This window comes from Methylobacterium sp. WL18 (assembly GCF_008040015.1).
Lineage (GTDB): Bacteria > Pseudomonadota > Alphaproteobacteria > Rhizobiales > Beijerinckiaceae > Methylobacterium > Methylobacterium mesophilicum.
Genome location: NZ_VRVD01000049.1, coordinates 1 through 16785, shown reverse-complemented (window position 1 = coordinate 16785; position 16785 = coordinate 1). Strand labels below are relative to the sequence as shown.

21 protein-coding genes are annotated in these 16785 nt (G+C 68.0%); 11 read left to right on the top strand and 10 right to left on the bottom strand.

Features of this window, described 5'->3' with window-relative positions:
- Window positions 1-101 precede the first annotated feature (101 nt).
- The 6 genes from FV228_RS07105 (at window position 102) to FV228_RS07080 (ending at window position 5082) form a co-directional block, all read left to right on the top strand.
- Window positions 102-704 (top strand): (5-formylfuran-3-yl)methyl phosphate synthase, encoded by a 603-nt coding sequence (locus FV228_RS07105; protein ID WP_147853958.1) that lies wholly within the window; start codon window positions 102-104, stop codon window positions 702-704.
- A complete protein-coding gene (locus FV228_RS07100) occupies window positions 701-1273 on the top strand; it encodes a uridylate kinase (protein ID WP_147853954.1) in 573 nt (190 codons plus the stop codon). The genes FV228_RS07105 and FV228_RS07100 overlap by 4 nt, the downstream gene beginning before the upstream one ends.
- On the top strand, window positions 1270-2829 hold the full coding sequence (locus tag FV228_RS07095; RefSeq protein WP_147853953.1) for a DUF6513 domain-containing protein: 1560 nt from the start codon (window positions 1270-1272) through the stop codon (window positions 2827-2829). The genes FV228_RS07100 and FV228_RS07095 overlap by 4 nt, the downstream gene beginning before the upstream one ends.
- Window positions 2830-2832: 3 nt before the next feature.
- Window positions 2833-3423, top strand: a complete 591-nt coding sequence (locus tag FV228_RS07090) for a DUF447 domain-containing protein (protein WP_147853952.1) — start codon at window positions 2833-2835, stop codon at window positions 3421-3423.
- A 115-nt stretch (window positions 3424-3538) separates the two neighbouring features.
- A complete protein-coding gene (locus FV228_RS07085; protein ID WP_147853951.1) occupies window positions 3539-4072 on the top strand; it encodes an SRPBCC family protein in 534 nt (177 codons plus the stop codon).
- Window positions 4073-4170: 98 nt separating this feature from the next.
- Window positions 4171-5082: a YncE family protein gene (locus tag FV228_RS07080; protein ID WP_147853957.1), complete on the top strand. Its 912-nt coding sequence runs from the start codon at window positions 4171-4173 to the stop codon at window positions 5080-5082.
- A gap of 339 nt (window positions 5083-5421) precedes the next feature.
- On the opposite strand, the gene FV228_RS32960 is transcribed toward FV228_RS07080, so the two are convergent.
- Window positions 5422-5631 (bottom strand): hypothetical protein, encoded by a 210-nt coding sequence (locus tag FV228_RS32960; RefSeq protein ID WP_187277662.1) that lies wholly within the window; start codon window positions 5629-5631, stop codon window positions 5422-5424.
- Here FV228_RS32960 and FV228_RS07075 point away from each other — a divergent pair.
- Window positions 5624-5803: a hypothetical protein gene (locus tag FV228_RS07075; RefSeq protein ID WP_246693859.1), complete on the top strand. Its 180-nt coding sequence runs from the start codon at window positions 5624-5626 to the stop codon at window positions 5801-5803. The genes FV228_RS32960 and FV228_RS07075 overlap by 8 nt on opposite strands.
- 134 nt (window positions 5804-5937) lie before the next feature.
- Here the strand turns inward: FV228_RS07075 and FV228_RS07070 are convergent, their stop codons facing one another.
- The 8 genes from FV228_RS07070 to FV228_RS07035 all read right to left on the bottom strand — a co-directional run bounded on the left by FV228_RS07070 (window position 5938) and on the right by FV228_RS07035 (window position 11059).
- Complete coding sequence (locus FV228_RS07070; RefSeq protein WP_147853949.1) at window positions 5938-6138, bottom strand: hypothetical protein; 201 nt, start codon at window positions 6136-6138, stop codon at window positions 5938-5940.
- A 70-nt stretch (window positions 6139-6208) separates the two neighbouring features.
- Window positions 6209-7381, bottom strand: coding sequence for an alpha/beta hydrolase (locus tag FV228_RS07065; RefSeq protein WP_147853948.1), 1173 nt, complete (start codon window positions 7379-7381; stop codon window positions 6209-6211).
- Window positions 7382-7475: 94 nt separating this feature from the next.
- Window positions 7476-7676 carry a hypothetical protein gene (locus FV228_RS07060; protein ID WP_147853947.1) on the bottom strand — a complete coding sequence of 67 codons (201 nt, stop codon included), beginning with the start codon at window positions 7674-7676 and terminating at the stop codon, window positions 7476-7478.
- An 80-nt stretch (window positions 7677-7756) separates the two neighbouring features.
- On the bottom strand, window positions 7757-8212 hold the full coding sequence (locus tag FV228_RS07055) for a response regulator (RefSeq protein WP_147853946.1): 456 nt from the start codon (window positions 8210-8212) through the stop codon (window positions 7757-7759).
- A 191-nt stretch (window positions 8213-8403) separates the two neighbouring features.
- Window positions 8404-9276, bottom strand: a complete 873-nt coding sequence (locus FV228_RS07050; RefSeq protein WP_147853945.1) for a dienelactone hydrolase family protein — start codon at window positions 9274-9276, stop codon at window positions 8404-8406.
- A gap of 83 nt (window positions 9277-9359) precedes the next feature.
- Entirely contained in the window at window positions 9360-9764 is a 405-nt protein-coding gene (locus FV228_RS07045; RefSeq protein ID WP_147853944.1) for a hypothetical protein, read from the bottom strand.
- A 125-nt stretch (window positions 9765-9889) separates the two neighbouring features.
- Window positions 9890-10378, bottom strand: coding sequence for a DUF192 domain-containing protein (locus FV228_RS07040; RefSeq protein ID WP_147853943.1), 489 nt, complete (start codon window positions 10376-10378; stop codon window positions 9890-9892).
- 75 nt (window positions 10379-10453) lie between these two features.
- On the bottom strand, window positions 10454-11059 hold the full coding sequence (locus FV228_RS07035; protein WP_246690047.1) for a cold-shock protein: 606 nt from the start codon (window positions 11057-11059) through the stop codon (window positions 10454-10456).
- A 347-nt stretch (window positions 11060-11406) separates the two neighbouring features.
- Here FV228_RS07035 and FV228_RS07030 point away from each other — a divergent pair, with 347 nt between their 5' ends.
- Window positions 11407-12420: a heparan-alpha-glucosaminide N-acetyltransferase gene (locus FV228_RS07030; RefSeq protein ID WP_147853942.1), complete on the top strand. Its 1014-nt coding sequence runs from the start codon at window positions 11407-11409 to the stop codon at window positions 12418-12420.
- Window positions 12421-12645: 225 nt separating this feature from the next.
- On the opposite strand, the gene efp is transcribed toward FV228_RS07030, so the two are convergent.
- Window positions 12646-13212: an elongation factor P gene (gene efp / locus FV228_RS07025; RefSeq protein ID WP_147853941.1), complete on the bottom strand. Its 567-nt coding sequence runs from the start codon at window positions 13210-13212 to the stop codon at window positions 12646-12648.
- Between the two features lie 234 nt (window positions 13213-13446).
- On the opposite strand from efp, the gene epmA reads away from it, so the two are divergent.
- Genes epmA through FV228_RS07010 form a run of 3 tightly spaced genes read left to right on the top strand, consistent with a single transcriptional unit; the run spans window position 13447 to window position 16171 of the window.
- A complete protein-coding gene (gene epmA / locus FV228_RS07020; RefSeq protein WP_147853940.1) occupies window positions 13447-14502 on the top strand; it encodes an EF-P lysine aminoacylase EpmA in 1056 nt (351 codons plus the stop codon).
- Window positions 14499-15542 carry a lysine-2,3-aminomutase-like protein gene (locus FV228_RS07015; RefSeq protein WP_147853939.1) on the top strand — a complete coding sequence of 348 codons (1044 nt, stop codon included), beginning with the start codon at window positions 14499-14501 and terminating at the stop codon, window positions 15540-15542. Before epmA ends, FV228_RS07015 begins: the two co-directional genes overlap by 4 nt.
- A 17-nt stretch (window positions 15543-15559) precedes the next feature.
- A complete protein-coding gene (locus FV228_RS07010) occupies window positions 15560-16171 on the top strand; it encodes a glutathione S-transferase family protein (RefSeq protein WP_147853955.1) in 612 nt (203 codons plus the stop codon).
- Window positions 16172-16785 lie beyond the last annotated feature (614 nt).

The window sequence follows — 16785 nt, the reverse complement described above, 5'->3', positions numbered from 1 at the left end:
CCGGCCCCGCCCCCCCCGCCCCCCCCGCCCCCCCCCCCCCCCGCCGCGCCCGCGGGCCCCACCCGCCCGCGCCCGCCCCCGCCCAGCTCGCCGGGGCCGACCTGATCGACGCCAAGGATCCGGAGCGCGGAGCGCTGGGCGCCCTGGAACCCGCACTGGTGGACGCGATCGTGGCGCGCGTCGCCGGCGCGGCCGTGACCAGCGCGGTGGCAGACCCGACGCCCGAATCCGTCACCGCGATGGCGGCGACCGGGATCGACTGGGTGAAGACCGGCCTCGCCCCTGCGCAAAGCCGCGATCCCCGGGCGCTCGCCGCCCTCGCCGAGGGTGCCCCCGGCCGCCTCATCGCAGTCCTGTTCGCCGAAGACGGCCCGGCGGCGGACCTGGTCCCGGCTTTGGCGCAGGCCGGATTTGCGGGAGCGATGATCGACACGTCCGGAAAGGCCGGCGTCCGCCTGACCGACCTTGCCGAGCCCCTGGCGCTCGCGGCGTTCACGGCAGCGTGCCGGAGCCACGGGTTGATGAGCGGATTGGCAGGTTCTCTCCGGGTCACCGATATCCCTGCCCTCAGCGTACACCGCCCCGACTATTTCGGATTCCGCGGCGGCCTGTGCCGCGACCTGGATCGGCGCAACGGTATCGATCCGCTACGGGTCGCCGAGGCCGTACGCGCCTTGCGCCCGAACCAACGGGACGCCGCGTGACGACGGTCCTCAAGATCGGAGGCAGCCTCGCGGCGGATCCGAAGCGTCGCCGAGCCCTTCTGGCGGATGTAGCGGCAGGCCTGCACGGACGCTGCGTCGTGGTGCCCGGCGGCGGCGCCTATGCGGACGCCGTGCGTGCCGCCCAGATTCGGGACGGCTTCGACGATGCGGAGGCCCACTGCCGGGCGTTGGACGCGATGGGCCGCATGGCGACGGACTTTTGCTCGATCGAGCCCCGCCTTGCGCGCAGTTTGGAGCCGTGGACAGAGATCGCCAATGCTTCCCGGGTCTGGGACCCGACGACCTTGAGGGTGGGCGACCCGGAAATCCCTGAGAATTGGGGCGTGACATCCGACAGTCTCGCGCTCTGGCTCGCGCGACGGATGCGTGCTGGACGCTGCGTGCTGGTGAAGTCGGCTGACGCCCCGTCACAGGAGGATGCAGATGGACTTGCCCAACGCGGGTTCGTGGATGCCGCCTTCTCCGCCTTCGCTAAGCGCTACGGCGGTTCGATAGCGATCTGGGGGCCGACCCGGAACGTCACGCTCCGCCAGCGGGTGGCTGCTTGAGCGCCCCCGAGCACATCGTGTTCGTCACCGGTCGCCTCGCCCGGGCGCGGCTCGAAAAAGTCGCGGCCGGCCTTCCGGCGACGGTCCGCTGGAGCATCGCGGATGCCGGCGTAAAGGTCGCCGCGCTGATGACGGAAGAAATCATCCGCCGCCGGATCGAGATCCCCGAGGGCGCGACCCGAATCGTCCTTCCGGGCCGCTGCCGGGCCGATACCGGCCGGCTGTCCGAGCATTTCCATGTTCCGGTCGAGCGTGGCCCGGACGAGGTCGTCGATTTGCCGGCCTGGCTGGGGCTCGCCGGGCGCAAGGTGGACCTCTCGAAGCATAACCTGCGGATCTTCTCCGAAATCGTCGATGCCTCGAAGATGACCCCCGACGAGATCCTGGCGAAAGGGCTCGACCTTGCCCGCCGCGGCGCCGACGTGATCGACCTGGGCGGGCTGCCCGACACAACCTTCCCGCATCTGGAGGAGTCCGTGGCCGCCCTCAAGGGCGCGGGTCTGAAGGTGAGCGTCGATTCCTTCTCACTGGACGAACTCGCCCGGGGCGCCGGGGCCGGGGCGGATTACCTGCTCAGCCTGAACATCGACACGCTGGATCTCGCCTTCGAGACCGACGCGGTACCGATCCTAGTGCCCCTGAGGCCGGACGACCTGCCCTCCCTCGACTGCGCGATCGAGCGGATGTTGAAGGCCGGGCGCCCGTTCCTGGCCGACCCGATCCTAGAGCCAATCCACCACGGCTTCGTGGATTCGATCGGGCGCTACCGCGACACACGCACCCGCTGGCCCGACATCCAGATGATGATGGGCACCGGCAACCTGACGGAGCTGACCGAGACGGATTCGCTCGGCGTCACCGCCCTGCTGGTCGGGATGTGTTCGGAACTATCGATCGGCAACGTGCTGATCGTTCAAGTCTCGAATCACACCCGCCGCACCGTCGAGGAGCACGACGCCGCCAGGCGGGTGATGTACGCCGCCAAGGCCGACTCCGCCCTGCCCAAAGGCTACGGGCGCGCGCTGCTGGCCCTTCACGATAAGCGCCCGTTCGTGCAGACCGCCGCTGAAGTCGCCCAGGCTGCAGCCGAGGTCCGGGATCCGAATTACCGGATCGCGGTCGCCGAGGACGGGATCCACGTCTACAACCGCGACGTCCACAGAGTCGGCACCGACGCGATGGCCTTCTTCCCCGATCTCGACGTGAAGAGCGACGGCGCCCACGCCTTCTATCTCGGAGCCGAACTCGCCAAGGCCGAGACCGCTTGGCGGCTTGGAAAGCGCTACGTTCAGGACGAGGCCCTCGACTGGGGCTGCGCGGCCGACGCCGACGTTGAGGACTCGACCGCGTTCAAGAAGGCCGGACACACTCGCCATTCCGGCCCCGACGCGCCCCCGCCCGGCACCCGCGATGCGCGGCTGGTGAAGCCCGAGGCGGATGCCGACGCCCCTGAAACGATCTCGGAAGCCGAGGCCCGCGACGAGGCGCCGCCAGAGACGCCTCAGCCCGCGACCAAGCTGGTCTGCGGCCGGCTGGTGCCGGCGGACAGGGCCTGAGCGATGCCGCTGATCCTGGAGACCATCGTCACCACGCTTGCGCCGTCCGGTGACTTGCACCTCGTGCCGTTCGGGCTGATCGGCGACGAAGACGGCTACGTGCTGGCGCCGTTCCGACCCTCACCGACCATCGTCAATCTCGAGGCCAATCCGTGCTTCGCGGCGTCGAGCCCGCGGGACATCCGGGTGATCGCGGGCGCTGTGACGGGCCGGCGCGAATGGCCGACCGTGGCGTGCGCGGCCATTGCCGGCCGGCGGCTGGCCGACAGTTTCGGCCACGCCGAGTTCCAGGTCGCATCGGTCGAGGACCACGAGACCCGGCCGCGCTTCCGCGGCCGCCTCGTGCATTCGGCCGCCCACGCACCGTTCATCGGCTACAATCGCGCCCAAGCCGCGGTGCTCGAGGCGGCGATCCTCTCGACCCGGCTCCACATGCTTGAGCCGGACAAGGTGTTGACGGAGATGGCCTACCTCGCCATCGCCATCAGCAAGACCGCGGGCCCGCGCGAGCGCGAGGCCTGGGGCTGGATCGAGGACAAGGTCGCGGAGGCTTTCGGGGCCGAAGCGCGCATTCTCGGTCGGGACGCAAGCTAGATCCGTATCCGAGAGATCGAATGCGGCTCTGACACTCACTTGTGACACGCTCTCGGACGCAGAACCGGTATCTCGATGCCGGACCGCGCCCCGGAGGCGGGAGGAGCAATACACGATGAAGAAAATGACCCTGGCCCTGGCGGCCACGGCCGCCCTGGTGGCGGCGACCGCGCAGGCCCATGGCCCGACCCGGCGCAAGATTTCCGAGTCGATCGAGATCAACGCCCCGGCCGACAAGGTCTGGGCCGTGATCGGCGACGTCAAGAACGCCGACTGGATGGAGAACGTCACCAAGACCGAGGTCAGCGGCGACGTGCCGAACAAGTTCAAGCGCACCCTCACGCTGAAGAACGGCAACCAAATCCAGGAGACCAGCAACAAGTACAAGCCGGACGAGAAGCTGTTCTCGTACTATATCGAGAAGGTCGATGTGAAGGACCTGCCGGCCAACGACTATTCTGCCACGATCACGGTGGAGCCCGCGGGCGACGCCAAGTCCAAGGTCGAGTGGAAGGCTGCCTTCTATCGCGGCTACATGAACAACGATCCGCCGCCCGAGCTCAACGACGAAGCCTCCGAGAAGGGTGTGGGCGCCTGGATCAAGGCAAGCCTCGCCAACCTGAAGGCCAAGGTCGAGAAGGGCTCGTGAGCCTGCGCGGGTTTCGCAAAAGCGTCCTGCGGTTTTGCGATACGAACCTGCGTCGTCACCTCAAATGGGGCCAGGCGGCGTTCGTCGCCGGCTTCGCCCTGACCGCGACGTACGCCCGCGCCGAACAGGCGCGGGAGGCGATCGTGACAACCCAGCTTGGCGGCGCGGTCGAAATTGTCGACCTCGCCGCCGGTAAGGTGGTGCGTAGCATCAAACTCGACGGGGCGCCGGCTGGGATCGCCCTGTCGCCCGATCGCAAGCGGGCGTATGTCACGCGGCCCGAAGGTCACGGTCTCGCGGTGCTCGATCTCGATGCCGGCGTCGTTGCCGCGGAAGTGCCGCTGCCGGGTGGGCCGCTGGGCGTCGCCGCCGATCCGAGGGGTGGCAAAGTCTACGTGGCGGATTGGTACGGACATCGCCTGTTCGTTCTGACCGAGCGTGACGGCCGCCTGATCCCCGACGGCGAAATCGCGGTCGGCGCCTCGCCATCCGGTATCGCCGTTTCGCCCGACGGGGCGACCCTCTACGTCGCCAACCGGGAGGCCGGCACGGTCTCTGTGGTCGATGCCGAGGCCCGCAAGGAAACCAAGGTCATCCCGGTCGGGCAACACCCGTTCGGGATTACTCTCGACGCCCCCACGGGCCGCGCCTACACAGCGAACGTCACCAGCGACGACGTCTCCGTGATCGACCTCGCGGCCGGTCGGGAGATCGGCCGGATCCCAACCGGCCGGCGACCCTACGTGATCGCCCTCACGCAAGGGCGCGGCTTCGTGACCGACCAGTATGCCGGCAGCGTCACAGCCTTCGATCTTACGACCCTTAAGCCGCTCGCCGATATCGACGTGGGTGATCATCCCGAGGGCATCGCGGCCGACGCCGGCGGTCGCCTCTACGTCGCCAACTGGGGTGACAACACGCTGAGCGTCCTCGACGGCCGGACGCTGAAGGTGCTGAAGACCATCCCGACTGGGAACGGTCCCCGCGCGTTCGGCGACTTCCTGCGGTAGTGCAACTGCCCGGTTGTCGGATTACGGGTCGCGCCCTCGCCTTCGTCGCCCCATTCAATGGCGGCGGCTGCTTCTAACAGGTCGCGATCACGGGAGCGTGGCACTTGCCGCTGCGATTGGCGACGGCATTTGACTGGGACCCCAAAGCGAGGCTGTGGCGTGCGAGGCCTGAGCGGCCTGCTGGCGCAATCTCGAAGAGAACGCCGTACCAGACAACCGCGACACAGCGCAGTAGGGTGGCAGGCGCGGCGCAGCCTAAGGATCGGAACACGCCAAAATCCCGATGTGGCCGGCGAGACCGATCCGGAACGCCTGCACTGCGGTCCGCGCCGTCACGGCTCAGTCGGCGAAGAAGTCTGCCGAGGGCTGCAAGAAAGCCACCGCCGGAGAACCGAGCAGGCTGCGTGTGAAATGCGACGAGGAACCCCGAAACAGCAAAGTTGCTTGCCCTGTCATGCCGGACAGGACACCCACGAAGAAGAAAACGCCGGCAAAGCCGAGGCGGGCTAAGGCGGTCGAGAGACCGCCTGCCAAGGTCGGCATGGCCACCCAACTCGCCGCGATCCAGGACCGCTACCGTCGCGCAATGACGGCTGCCCTTGATCACCCGCATCGCGAGCAAGGCGATCTGATCCGCATCGCCCTGGCCGCCCTGCTGGCCGATAAAGCCGCGCTCGGCGTCGCGGACGGTCAAGAGACGGCGGAGGCTTTGGAGTCGTAGTTCCTGGCGCCTGTGTGTAGGCAACCGCCCGCCTCGAACGCGTCGCTGCCCAACCGACCAGGCAGAACGCTCTCGATGCGAGCGGGGTCTCTGTCCCCATCCGTTATGTCAAATCCGCAGAACGACCGGATTGCTCAGTCCAGCTGACTGTGTGGCGCCCGACGGTAAGCGATCCGGGCCAGAATCAGGGCGCCGCCGATCTGGAGGAAGCCGGATTCACCCAGATCCGCCGGCGCATAATGCGCCTGGATCAGCAGCCGGGTCAGTGCGTTCAGCGCGAGGAGAGTCAGGCAGAAAGCTCCTGCAGCGAGCAGGCTGGCGACGAACTCGGGCATGCTTCGTCTCCCGTGTCGAACACGGACAGAGTAGCAAGCCCTACGCCAAGTGGAAGTATGGTGTCGTCGATCAGCGCTTCCTACTTGGCGCGGCCGGAGTGGCCGCCTGAGCCGCCGGCACCACCAGTCGGGGTGTTTCCACCGAAAGGCGCTTCACCGGCCAGCCGTCGCTCCAGCGCTCCATGTCCGCGAGCCGCGGATTGTTCTTCATCGCATTCGCGTCCGACCCGGCGAAGGCCGCGGCAGCGGCGATGTCGAAGGTCTTCCAGAAGCCGAGGTAGTCCAGCGCATCGACGCGGGCGATGTTGATCTGCGAGACCAGCGTCTGCTGTTCGCCGGTCAACGCCATGTCGGCGGACCACCGGAATGGCGGCGGCTTCGGAGCGTCCTTGGCCGCGTCCTTGGGCTCCGGCCCAGGCTTGATCGCGCCGCCGTCGTAGGCGGTGTCGGTGCCGGCGGGAGCCGCGAGCGTGGCCGTCAGGGCCGGGAAGCCGTGATCGTCCGAGAGGGCACGGATGAACAGCTTCCGTTCCTGCGGTACGGCACTCGCCTCGCGTAGCAGCCGCTTTGCCGCAAGGTCCGCCGCCCGGGTATCCTTGTCGCCCACCATGGCGATGAGCAGGGTGGAGGGATCGATGCCGGAGAGCTCCGTCAGCGCGATACCGCGCGATTTCGGGCCGCTGGCGATGCCGCCCGGCGCAGCCATGAAAATCAGTTTCGGGACGGGTAGGCCGTGCTGCTTGGCGTCGGCGGCCATGTCCATGGCGAGCGGGGCGCCGGCCAGATGTCCGATGAGAACGACGCGGCCGAGATCGGGTTTTGCGTCTGCGTCGGAGGCCAGGTCCGCCAGTGCCGCTTTGACCAGGCCGTCGGCGAGGCCGAGTGCATCGGCTGGGCGGGTCCGGTTCACCTCTTGGAAGCGCGGATACAGCACGAGCCAGCCCTGACGAGTGAGATGGTCGATCCAACCCCCGTAGCTTTGCGGATTGACCACACCCCATCCGTGCAGGAACACGACCACGGGCCGGCCGGCCTCGGGCGCGGTATCGGCAGCGTGGAACGCGAACGTCGTAGCGGATCCCCGCCCGAGCAGGCGCTTGACGATCGTCGCCTTGCGGTCTCCGAATCCGCCGGCTCCTTCCGACGGCTGCGGCGGTGGGGATGCAGCTTGAGCGGCACTCAACCCCGCAAGCGTCAGGATCACACCGACGGCGAGCGATCCACGAAGAGCATTGAGACGCATGAGGGGCTCGACTGAGAGGCGCAATGCGCCGGCAGGTCAGAGCGCGCTGAATAGCAGATTCATTCGCCTTGGCGACTCATCCCGATAGGATCGGTCAGGCGCCGTAAGCGCGCTCGGATTCCGGATGGTCCAGACGTTCGGCCAGGGCCAAGATCTCGGCTGGGACCGCATCGGCGACGGGACTGTAATGCGCGCGCAACTCGTCGGTCACCGTATCGAGGATATCGGCCTCTGGACGATCGTCCCACGAGCGCCGACGCAGGGAATCGGCATAGTTGGCAGCGACGATGAGCATGATTGATCTGAGCTGCCGACGGAGTTGCTCGGGATCGGGCGTCTTGCGCCCCGGGAGTGCCGTACAACCCGGAGTAGGTCTCAGGTTTCCAGACCCGGCGTAATTAATTTTCCGCCCGGTCCGATCACCGCTGGGCCGGTCGACCCCGAGGGACGGCCCGCGGCCTGCTCGACCCAGGCCAGAATATCCTCGGCGCGCCAGGGCTTCGGGATGAAGGTCGCCGACATGCGTAGGTCGCTCGGCTGGTCGCCCGCATCCCCGGAGGTGAGCAGCACACGGACCCGCGGCCAGGTCACGCCGATGATCCGCGCAAGTTCGAATCCGCCGATCGGTCCGGGCGTACGCACATCGGAGAACACGACGCTGACTTCGTCGGCACGGTCGTTGAGGATGGCGAGAGCCCGTTCGGCAGTCTCGGCCTCGATCACCGTGAAGCCAGTATCCTCCAGGAGAGTGGCCGCGAGGAAGCGCTCGTCGGGTTGGTCCTCCACGACGAGGATCATGGGCTTCTGTCCGGGCTGTACCGAGTCGCTCATGGGCCGGGACACTCTACAGGGGCTGAACGGCGGTCGCGACGATCGGTTCAACGCCCCGATCGTCGCGAATGGCCGGACCCGCGCAGGCACAGATCCTCCTGCGACCCTCGCATATTCGGCAAGTTGTGGCCGTGTCCCGGGAAGCACAGCCATCCAGGAACATCCCGCCAAGACCGCCAGGAGCGGTTTGATCAGCCGACGCCGTTGGCTTTCAGGAAGGCGAGAGCGCGGGCCCAGCCATCCTCGGCCGCGTCCTTGCGGTAGCTCGGGCGATAATCCGCATGAAATCCGTGCGGCGCATCCGGGTAGATCACGAGTTCGACGCTCCTGCCCGCATGCCTCGCCTTGTCGCGAGCTTCCTCTGCGGATGCGGGCGGGATGCCGGTGTCGGCGCCACCGTAGAGGGCAAGCAACGGCGCATGGATCTCGGCCGCCACATCTCCGGCGGTGCGCGGCTGAATATCGGTCCGATCGCCGCCCAGTGGTCCGTACCAAGCGACCGCCGCCTTCAAGTCGCGACGATGCGCCGCGTAAAGCCAGGCGTCGCGACCACCTCGGCACCACCCCATCACGCCGAGTCGGCCGGCATCGCCCTTGGCAGCGGAGGCCGCCCAAGCCGCGGTGGCGTCGAGATCGCCGATCCACTGTGCGTCCGGCGTTTTCGAGATGACGTCCCGGATGATGATCTTAGGATCCGTCATGGTCGAGAGGTCGCCCTGCCGGGCGTAGAGTTCGGGTGCGACGGCGCAGTAGCCGGCCTTGGCGAGGCGACGGCAGATATCCTTAATGTACTCGTGGACCCCGAAGATCTCTTCGATCACCAGTACGACAGGAAAAGGCCCCGCCCCGGCGGGCACCGCCCTGTAGGCTGGCATCGGACCGTCGGCCGCCGGGATCTTGACCTCGCCCGCCTCGATACCGGTCGCATCGGTGTGAATCACCTGCGCCTCGACACGGGTCGTGGCGACAGTCAGACCGCTGATGAGACTGGTCATCACGAAGCCGCGCCGCGACAATGGCGGTGTCACCAACCCGTCGAGTCCGGCGTGATTGCTGTCTGCCATGATCTTCCCTCCCGCGGTCCAGCGTAGAGGGCTATCTGCCGGCACCGGCCGTGGTCAAATGCGACCGCGGCACGAACTGGCGTTCACGCGCCTGCCGCCGCCAAGGCGCGCACGGCCGGCTCGGCGGCGATGCGGACCGTTGCCGGAGCGGCGCGGGGCTTCAGCACGTCGGCAAGCGTAACGAAGCCGTCCGACGTGGATGCGTCCCCTGCCCGGATCCCGTAGCCCAGCGCGAAGGATCGGGTCAGACCGGCGTCGCGCGCGATTCCGAAGCGGTCGAGCGCTGCCAGGAACGCCTCGCGAAACAGACTCGGCCGGCACCAGCTCTTCTCGGCCAATTGTAGGGGCCAGTCCCAAAGGCCCTCGGCACGCCGTGTCGTGACGGCGTCCCGGCTGATGAAGTAACCGGTAGCGCGGTGCTCAAGCCCATCCACGCTAACCGACCAATCGTCGTTGCCGAACAATTCGGCATCGGCCACGTCGCTCATCGGGTCCTCCGCGCAGGGCCGGCACTCCAAAGCACCGGAACAATTCCGGAACATTGGCGCGGAACATCCCGACGGTCAAGGCCATTGTTCCCGCTGCGTTCGCGGCGGGCGCGATCGCTTCATCGCTACTTGAACAAAGGGTGCTCGACCCGGTCGCCGACTTGAATCCCGAGCTTAGCGGTGGTCCCGGCATTGAGTTCGAGCACAGCGGAGACAGGGCTGCCGGACGGGATGATCGCGGTCGAAAGCGGCTCGGTGTCGGCTGCGATCCGGCTCACGGTCCCATCCGGGCGGATGAACAACATGTCGAGGGGGAGATAGGTGTTCTTCATCCACATGGTCACGGGTTCGGCGCGTTCGAAATCGAACAGCATGCCATGCTCGGGCGCCATGTGCCGGCGGAACATCAGCCCGCGGGATCGGCTGGCGTCGTCACGCATCACTTCGACGTCGAACCGCTTCGGCCCAGCCTTGGTGGCGATGATCAGCGGCTCTGTCTTGGCGGCGTTCTGCGGCGCCGCGCTCTGGGCAGTGGCCTGGTGAACGGGAACCGGTGCGACCAGGATGAGGCAGGCTATGGCCGCCGCCTGCGAGACGCGGAAAAGAACTCTCAAGGACTGCCTCTCGGGAAACGCGATCGCGGGCGGTGTGCCGACCGCGGGTACAGATAGCGCGCGCGAATTGGGGCGTCAGTGCGAGGCCGGGAGCGCCCCGTCGACGAGACGGATCTCGGCCGCCATCACACCTTTGGAGCCGTCGCCGTAGCGTACCAATACGGCGTCGCCTGGCTTGAGTTCGGCGATGCCGTAGCGGCGCAGAGTTTCCATGTGGACGAAAATGTCGGGTGTGCCGTCGCCGCGGGTCAGGAAGCCGAAGCCGCGCAAGCGGTTGAACCACTTCACCACCGCCGTCTCCAGGCCGCTCGTGGGCGTGACCGAGACATGGGTGCGCGGCATCGGCATCTCGGAGGGATGCACAGCCGCGGACTGGTCGAGAGACAGGACTTTGAACGCCTGCCAGCCGCGCGGGCGCTCCACCGCCTCGACAACGATGCGCGCGCCCTCGCTGGCCGCCTGGAACCCGTCCCGCCGAAGGCAGGTGACGTGCAGCAGGATGTCGGGGGCGCCGTCGTCAGGTACGATGAAGCCGAAGCCCTTGGACACGTCGAACCATTTGATGCGGCCGGAGACCTCCACGAGGTCGAAAGCCTCGTCCTCGCCGCCCGCCGCTTCGGCGACACGGCTGTCCTCGATCCGACTGGGGTTCTGCGGCCCGGATCCGCGTTCATCAGACATGGCCGAGCAACCTACACCGAATCACGCCGCGCGCTCTCACAGCAAGATTAACGAAGTCCTGATTCGCGGAAAGCCCATATGACCGGCATAGGAGCCCTAGCGAGTTGCAATCTTGCCTGGGGGAGGCAGGTCCGCAACAGTCGATCGGTCGCAGGGAGAGCCGAATTGGGCGTCCTGTCGCTATCAAGGCATCTGGTTCGCCCGCCTTATGGCGTCCAATCAGGTTTCTGCGACCATCGTGGGCCCGCGTTCACGTCTTCGAGAGCAATCGCGATATGGGTCCGGGCGCGTTGCGACTTCGAGCAGCGGTGGCGTCCGAGGTCCAGGCGTGGTTTGAGCCCATCGCCATGTCGATAGTGCCCACACCTCCCGAGCCCCTTGAGCCGCCCACGCGCGCCGCACCGGCAGGCCGCTACCCGATCATCGATGCGGCGCGGGCGGCGGCCCTCGTGGCGATGGCGAGCTACCACACGCTCTGGGACCTCGGCTTCCTGCGGCTGACGGCCGAGAATTATGCTTTGACGGCGGCGGGCCATAGGGCGGCGGAGACGATCGCCGGGACCTTCCTCACCCTTGTCGGCGTCGGACTTGTCCTGATGAACGGGCGCGGCATCCGTCCGCGCCAGACCGTGCTGCGGCTCGCGCGGATCGGTGGGGCGGCGCTCCTCGTCACACTCGGGACCTGGATCGCCTTTCCCGACGCTTACGTCTTCTTCGGCATCCTGCACTGCATCGCCGTCTCGAGCGTACTCGGCCTGCCGTTCCTCTTCGCCCCCTTAGCCGTGACGGCACTCGCCGCGGTGGCGGTCTTCGCCATGCCTCTCCTGGTGCACGCGTCTCTCCTCGATGACCCGATCTTGTTCTTCCTCGGCCTCGGTTCCGGGACGCCGCGAACCAACGATTACGTGCCGCTGTTCCCGTGGTTCGGGTTCGTCCTGTCGGGGATCGTCCTCGGGCGGCTCGGCCTGCCGCGTCTTGCGCGATCCCGGTTCGGCAACTGGACGCCGCGTTCGGCGCTTGGGCGTGCGGCGACGTTCTTGGGGCGCCACAGCCTGATCGTGTACCTCGTCCACCAGCCCGTGCTGCTCGGGCTGCTCACCGGCCTCGTCACCCTGACGGGACCGAACCCGATGGCCGGTCTGCGCGCGTTCCGGGCCGATTACGTGACGATCTGCACACGAACCGGCGGCGAGCCGCCGCTCTGCCGCATCGCAGCCCGGTGCACCTCCGACGCGCTGCTCAAGGAGGATCTGTTTCGCGAGGATGGCCGCCCGTTCAGTCCGGCGGAGCGGTCGCGGGCACAAGCCCTATCGCAGGGCTGCTACGGGGCGATCGAGGCGGCCTCGCGGATGCCGAGGTAAAGTCGCGGCTGCGCTGCACGATGGCGCACGGTCCGTCCTACCCACCACCTTGGTCCTGAGACGAACGGATCGCGGGCTTCGGGGTAGCCGGCCGGGGATCGTCGAACGATCGGGAGAACTCTCGAGAGGCTTCCGCCTTGCGTCGGCCTCCGAGGAACAGGGCGCGGGCAGGATGAGATTCCCTGCCCGTGCAATCATCAACCCGCCGCGCGAAATCCGAAACAATCAGTCCTTGGCGCGTTCGACGTAGGCGCCGTCCGCCGTCATCACGACGACGCGGGTACCGGCAGCAATGTGCGGCGGCACGGTGGTGCGCACGCCGTTCGAGAGGGTGGCCGGCTTGTAGGACGAAGAGGCGGTCTGGCCCTTAAGGACCGGCTCGGTCTCGGTGACCTCCAGGGTCACCCGCTGGGGAAGCTCGATGGTCAGCGGCACGTCGTTATGGCTCGACAGCATCACGGCCATGCCCTCCTGCAGGTAGGGGGCGGCATCGCCGACCACGTCCGCCGGCACCGCGACCTGCTCGTAGCTCTCGGGGTTCATGAAGTGGAACCCCTCGGCGTCGCTGTACAGGAAGGTGTGCTCGCGATCCTCCACGAAGGCCCGCTCGACCTGCTCGGTGGTCCGGTAGCGCTCGGACACCTTCACGCCGTCCGTGATGCGGCGCATGTCGAGCTGGGTCACCGGGGTGCCCTTGCCGGGGTGGATGTTCTCGACGAACAGGATCACGTAGAGCTTGCCGTCCTTGTCGACGACGTTGCCCTTGCGGAGCGTTGAGGCGATCACCTTCACGGAATTCGGTCCTGCATTGACAAGGCGGGTCGGCACGCGCCAAGCGCGTGCACTGGATCTCAGGCCCCGCCACTATCGCATCTGCGGCGTGGTTGCCAGCCGGCGAACCTCAACCGGCGGTCTCGGCACGCGGCACCGATGCGTCCCCGACGTGGATCGGAGGCGAACCTGGCGCCCGGTTCACACTCAGGCCCGCTCGCTCGTGCCTGGGGCCGGCCATGCTGGAGATCGATTGTGACCGGAGCCGTCTCGCCCTGGTGGGCGCCTGACCGCCACGCCGACCGCCGGCCTCGCCTGTTGCTGCGCAACCGGATCCTGGCCGCGTTCCGGGCCTGGTTTGCGGAGCGGGATTTCGTCGAGGCCGAGACCGCCTGCCTGCAGGTCTCGCCCGGTAACGAGGCGCATCTCTCGGCGTTTGCCACAGAGGCGATCGGCGGGAGTGGCGCGCGGACGCCGCTCTACCTGCACACCTCTCCTGAATTTGCCTGCAAGAAGCTGCTGGCGGCAGGCGAGGCGCGGCTGCTCAGCGTCGCCCGGGTGTTCCGAAACCGCGAGCGCGGCCCGCTTCACCACCCCGAATTCACCATGCTGGAATGGTACCGCGCCGGGGTGCCGTACACGGCGTTGATGGTGGATTGCGCCGAGCTTCTGGCGCTCGCCGCCGAGACCGCCGGCACGCGCCGGTTCGTTTACCGGGGCCGGGAGGCCGACCCTTTCGCGGAGGCCGAGCGGCTGACCCTGGCCGAGGCCTTCGCGCGCTTCGCCGGCATCGACCTGCTGGCCACGATAACGCCGCGTGGCGAGACCGACCGCGACGCCCTTGCCGGCGCCGTGACGGCGGCGGACCTGCGGGTGGCCCCGGATGACACGTGGGCGGATCTGTTTTCCCGGGTTCTGGTGGCGCGGATCGAGCCGCATCTCGGCATCGGGCGCCCGACGATCCTGTGCGAATACCCGATCGGCGAGGCGGCCTTGGCCCGCCCGGTGCCGGGCGATCCGCGGGTGTCCGAACGGTTCGAACTCTATGCCTGCGGCGTCGAACTCGCCAATGCCTTCGGCGAGTTGACAGACCCGGTGACGTTACGCCGACGTTTCGACACGGAGATGGCGGTGAAGCTGCGCGTTTACGACGAAGCCTACCCGATCGACTCCGACTTCTTCGAAGCATTGGCGGTGATGCCCGATGCGTCGGGGATCGCCCTCGGGTTTGACCGCTTGGCCATGCTGGCCTGCGGGGCCGATCGCGTCGACGACGTCATCTGGACGCCGGTGGCGGAGACCTTGCCATGAACCGCACGCTTCGCAGCGCCGCCGACTTGGCCGAGGCCGGGTTGCTGTCCGGCCCGGAGGCGGAGGCGTTGCACGATGTGCTGGCCCGCTACGCCGTCTCGGTCACCCCGGACATGGCGGAGCTCATCGACCGGGACGACCCGGCGGATCCGATCGCCCGCCAGTTCGTGCCGCGGGCCGAAGAGGCCGTCGCCGCCCCGGAGGAGCGCGCCGACCCGATCGGCGACGAAGCGCACGCTCCGGTTGTGGGCATCGTTCACCGCTACCCCGACCGGGTACTGCTGAAGCCGTTGCACATCTGCCCGGTCTATTGCCGGTTCTGCTTCCGCCGGGAGATGGTCGGGCCGGACGGCCTCGGCTCCCTGACCGACGCCGAGCTCGATGGCGCCCTCGCCTACATCGCGCAGGATCCGCGGATCTGGGAGGTCGTCGTCACCGGCGGCGACCCGTTCGCGCTCTCGCCCCGCCGGCTCGGCGCGATCGCCGGGCGGCTGTCGGCGATCGCGCATGTCCGGGTGATGCGGATCCACACCCGCGTGCCGGTGGTGAAGCCCGACCTCGTCGGCGGCGATCTGGTGCGGTCCCTCAAGCGGTTCGGGCGCGCGGTGTTCGTGGCGCTCCACGCCAACCACCCGCGCGAGTTCACCCCGGCGGCTCAAGAAGCCTGCGCCCGGCTGGTCGATGCCGGGATCCCGATGGTCAGCCAGTCGGTGCTGCTGCGCGGGGTCAACGACGATCCCGCGACCCTGGAGGCGCTGATGCGGACCTTCGTGGAGAACCGGATCAAGCCCTACTACCTGCATCACGGCGACCTGGCCCCAGGCACAGGCCATCTGCGCACCAGCCTCGACGCGGGACAGGCGCTGATGCGCGCCCTGCGCGGTCGCCTCTCGGGTCTGGCCCAGCCGACCTACGTGCTCGACATTCCGGGCGGCCACGGCAAGGTGCCGGTCGGGCCCGGGTACCTGCGCGAGGCGGCCGACGGCACGCGGGTGACCGATCCGAACGGGTGCGAGCACGCCTACCCACCGAAAGTCTGAGGGAGGTCTTGGTGACGATGCGCAAGCTCTGGGGGCGGCTCACCTCGGTGAACGTGCAGAAGGCGGTCTGGGGGCTCGACGAGGCCGGACTCGCCTACGAGCGGATCGACGCCGGCGGCGCCCACGGCGTCGTCGCCGATCCCGCCTATCGCGCCAAGAACCCGAACGGGCTGGTCCCGACCCTGGAGGAGGATGGGTTCGTCCTCTGGGAATCGAACGCTATCCTGCGCTACGTGGCCTCGACCGCACCGGCCCTGGCGCTGCCGGCCGATCCGCGGGCCCGCGCCCATGTCGAGCAATGGCTGGACTGGCAGGCCACCACCTTCACGCCCGCCATGCGCGACGCGTTCTGGCAGCTCTACCGCTCGGCGAATCCCGACCGGACGGTTGTCGCCGCCTCGATCACGCGAACGGAGGCGTTGGCGGCCATCCTGGACGCCCATTTGGCGGACCGAGATTACATGGTGGGCGACGGCTTCGGCATCGCCGACATCGCGCTCGGCTGCGCCGCCCATCGCTGGCTGAACCTGCCGGTCGAGCGCATCGAGCGCCCGGCCTTGCGCCGCTGGTACGAGCGGCTGGCCGGCAGGCCCGGCGCGTCTCGGGCGCTCGGCGAGCCGATCGCCTGAGCAGCCGTCTGGCTTTGGTGCATCGAGGCGCGATGGACGGTTGGGCGATCCCTGGAAGGTCCCTCGCAGCTCATCGATCCGTCGGACGAATCGAGGCTTGACCCGATCCAGCCCTTTCGAGGTGGTTGGATTGGCCTCTGCGCGCGGAGCTTTGGCAACGGGATCAAGCGTTTCGAACCGCGCTGGCGAGCTCCGGCGGCATGCGGCCATCTCTCGCCAAGGTGACAGCCGCGAAGGCGGCACGGAAGGAAGCGACACGTTGCAGAGCGCCACCCTTCCCCCCACGGATCCCAGGTTTCCGCGGACACTTCGGCCGCTACCCCGTCATCCCGGGGCGCCGCTTCGCGGCCCCGGGATGACGAGGCTGTTTCCGGCCGAGCGGGGCGGACATCTGCCGACCGCTGCTGCAAACACTTTGAAACGTCTGGGACCTGATCCCTCAGCCTGTCACCCTCCCGCACTTGCTAGCGGAGTCACGCATCGGGTTCGGCAGGATACGCTGGGGACACCGCGGCTCTCCCTCCCCCCTCTGCGGGGGAGGGTGGCCCCCGAAGGGGGTCGGGAGAGGGGAGCGACGGAGCAGGAGAAAGCTCCGGCCCTCACACCTGCTCTGC

Excerpts from the sequence above, each read along its gene's own strand:
- FV228_RS07010 (WP_147853955.1), top strand. The coding sequence starts at position 15,560 with ATGCGCAAGCTCTGGGGGCGGCTCACCTCGGTGAACGTGCAGAAGGCG.
- FV228_RS07075 (WP_246693859.1), top strand. The coding sequence starts at position 5,624 with ATGGCCACCCAACTCGCCGCGATCCAGGACCGCTACCGTCGCGCAATG.
- FV228_RS07045 (WP_147853944.1), bottom strand. The coding sequence starts at position 9,764 with ATGAGCGACGTGGCCGATGCCGAATTGTTCGGCAACGACGATTGGTCG.
- FV228_RS07030 (WP_147853942.1), top strand. The coding sequence starts at position 11,407 with ATGTCGATAGTGCCCACACCTCCCGAGCCCCTTGAGCCGCCCACGCGC.
- FV228_RS07055 (WP_147853946.1), bottom strand. The coding sequence starts at position 8,212 with ATGAGCGACTCGGTACAGCCCGGACAGAAGCCCATGATCCTCGTCGTG.
- FV228_RS07035 (WP_246690047.1), bottom strand. The coding sequence starts at position 11,059 with ATGTCTGATGAACGCGGATCCGGGCCGCAGAACCCCAGTCGGATCGAG.
- FV228_RS07070 (WP_147853949.1), bottom strand. The coding sequence starts at position 6,138 with ATGCCCGAGTTCGTCGCCAGCCTGCTCGCTGCAGGAGCTTTCTGCCTG.
- FV228_RS07065 (WP_147853948.1), bottom strand. The coding sequence starts at position 7,381 with ATGCGTCTCAATGCTCTTCGTGGATCGCTCGCCGTCGGTGTGATCCTG.
- FV228_RS07015 (WP_147853939.1), top strand. The coding sequence starts at position 14,499 with ATGAACCGCACGCTTCGCAGCGCCGCCGACTTGGCCGAGGCCGGGTTG.
- FV228_RS07085 (WP_147853951.1), top strand. The coding sequence starts at position 3,539 with ATGAAGAAAATGACCCTGGCCCTGGCGGCCACGGCCGCCCTGGTGGCG.
- FV228_RS07050 (WP_147853945.1), bottom strand. The coding sequence starts at position 9,276 with ATGGCAGACAGCAATCACGCCGGACTCGACGGGTTGGTGACACCGCCA.
- FV228_RS07090 (WP_147853952.1), top strand. The coding sequence starts at position 2,833 with ATGCCGCTGATCCTGGAGACCATCGTCACCACGCTTGCGCCGTCCGGT.
- FV228_RS07060 (WP_147853947.1), bottom strand. The coding sequence starts at position 7,676 with ATGCTCATCGTCGCTGCCAACTATGCCGATTCCCTGCGTCGGCGCTCG.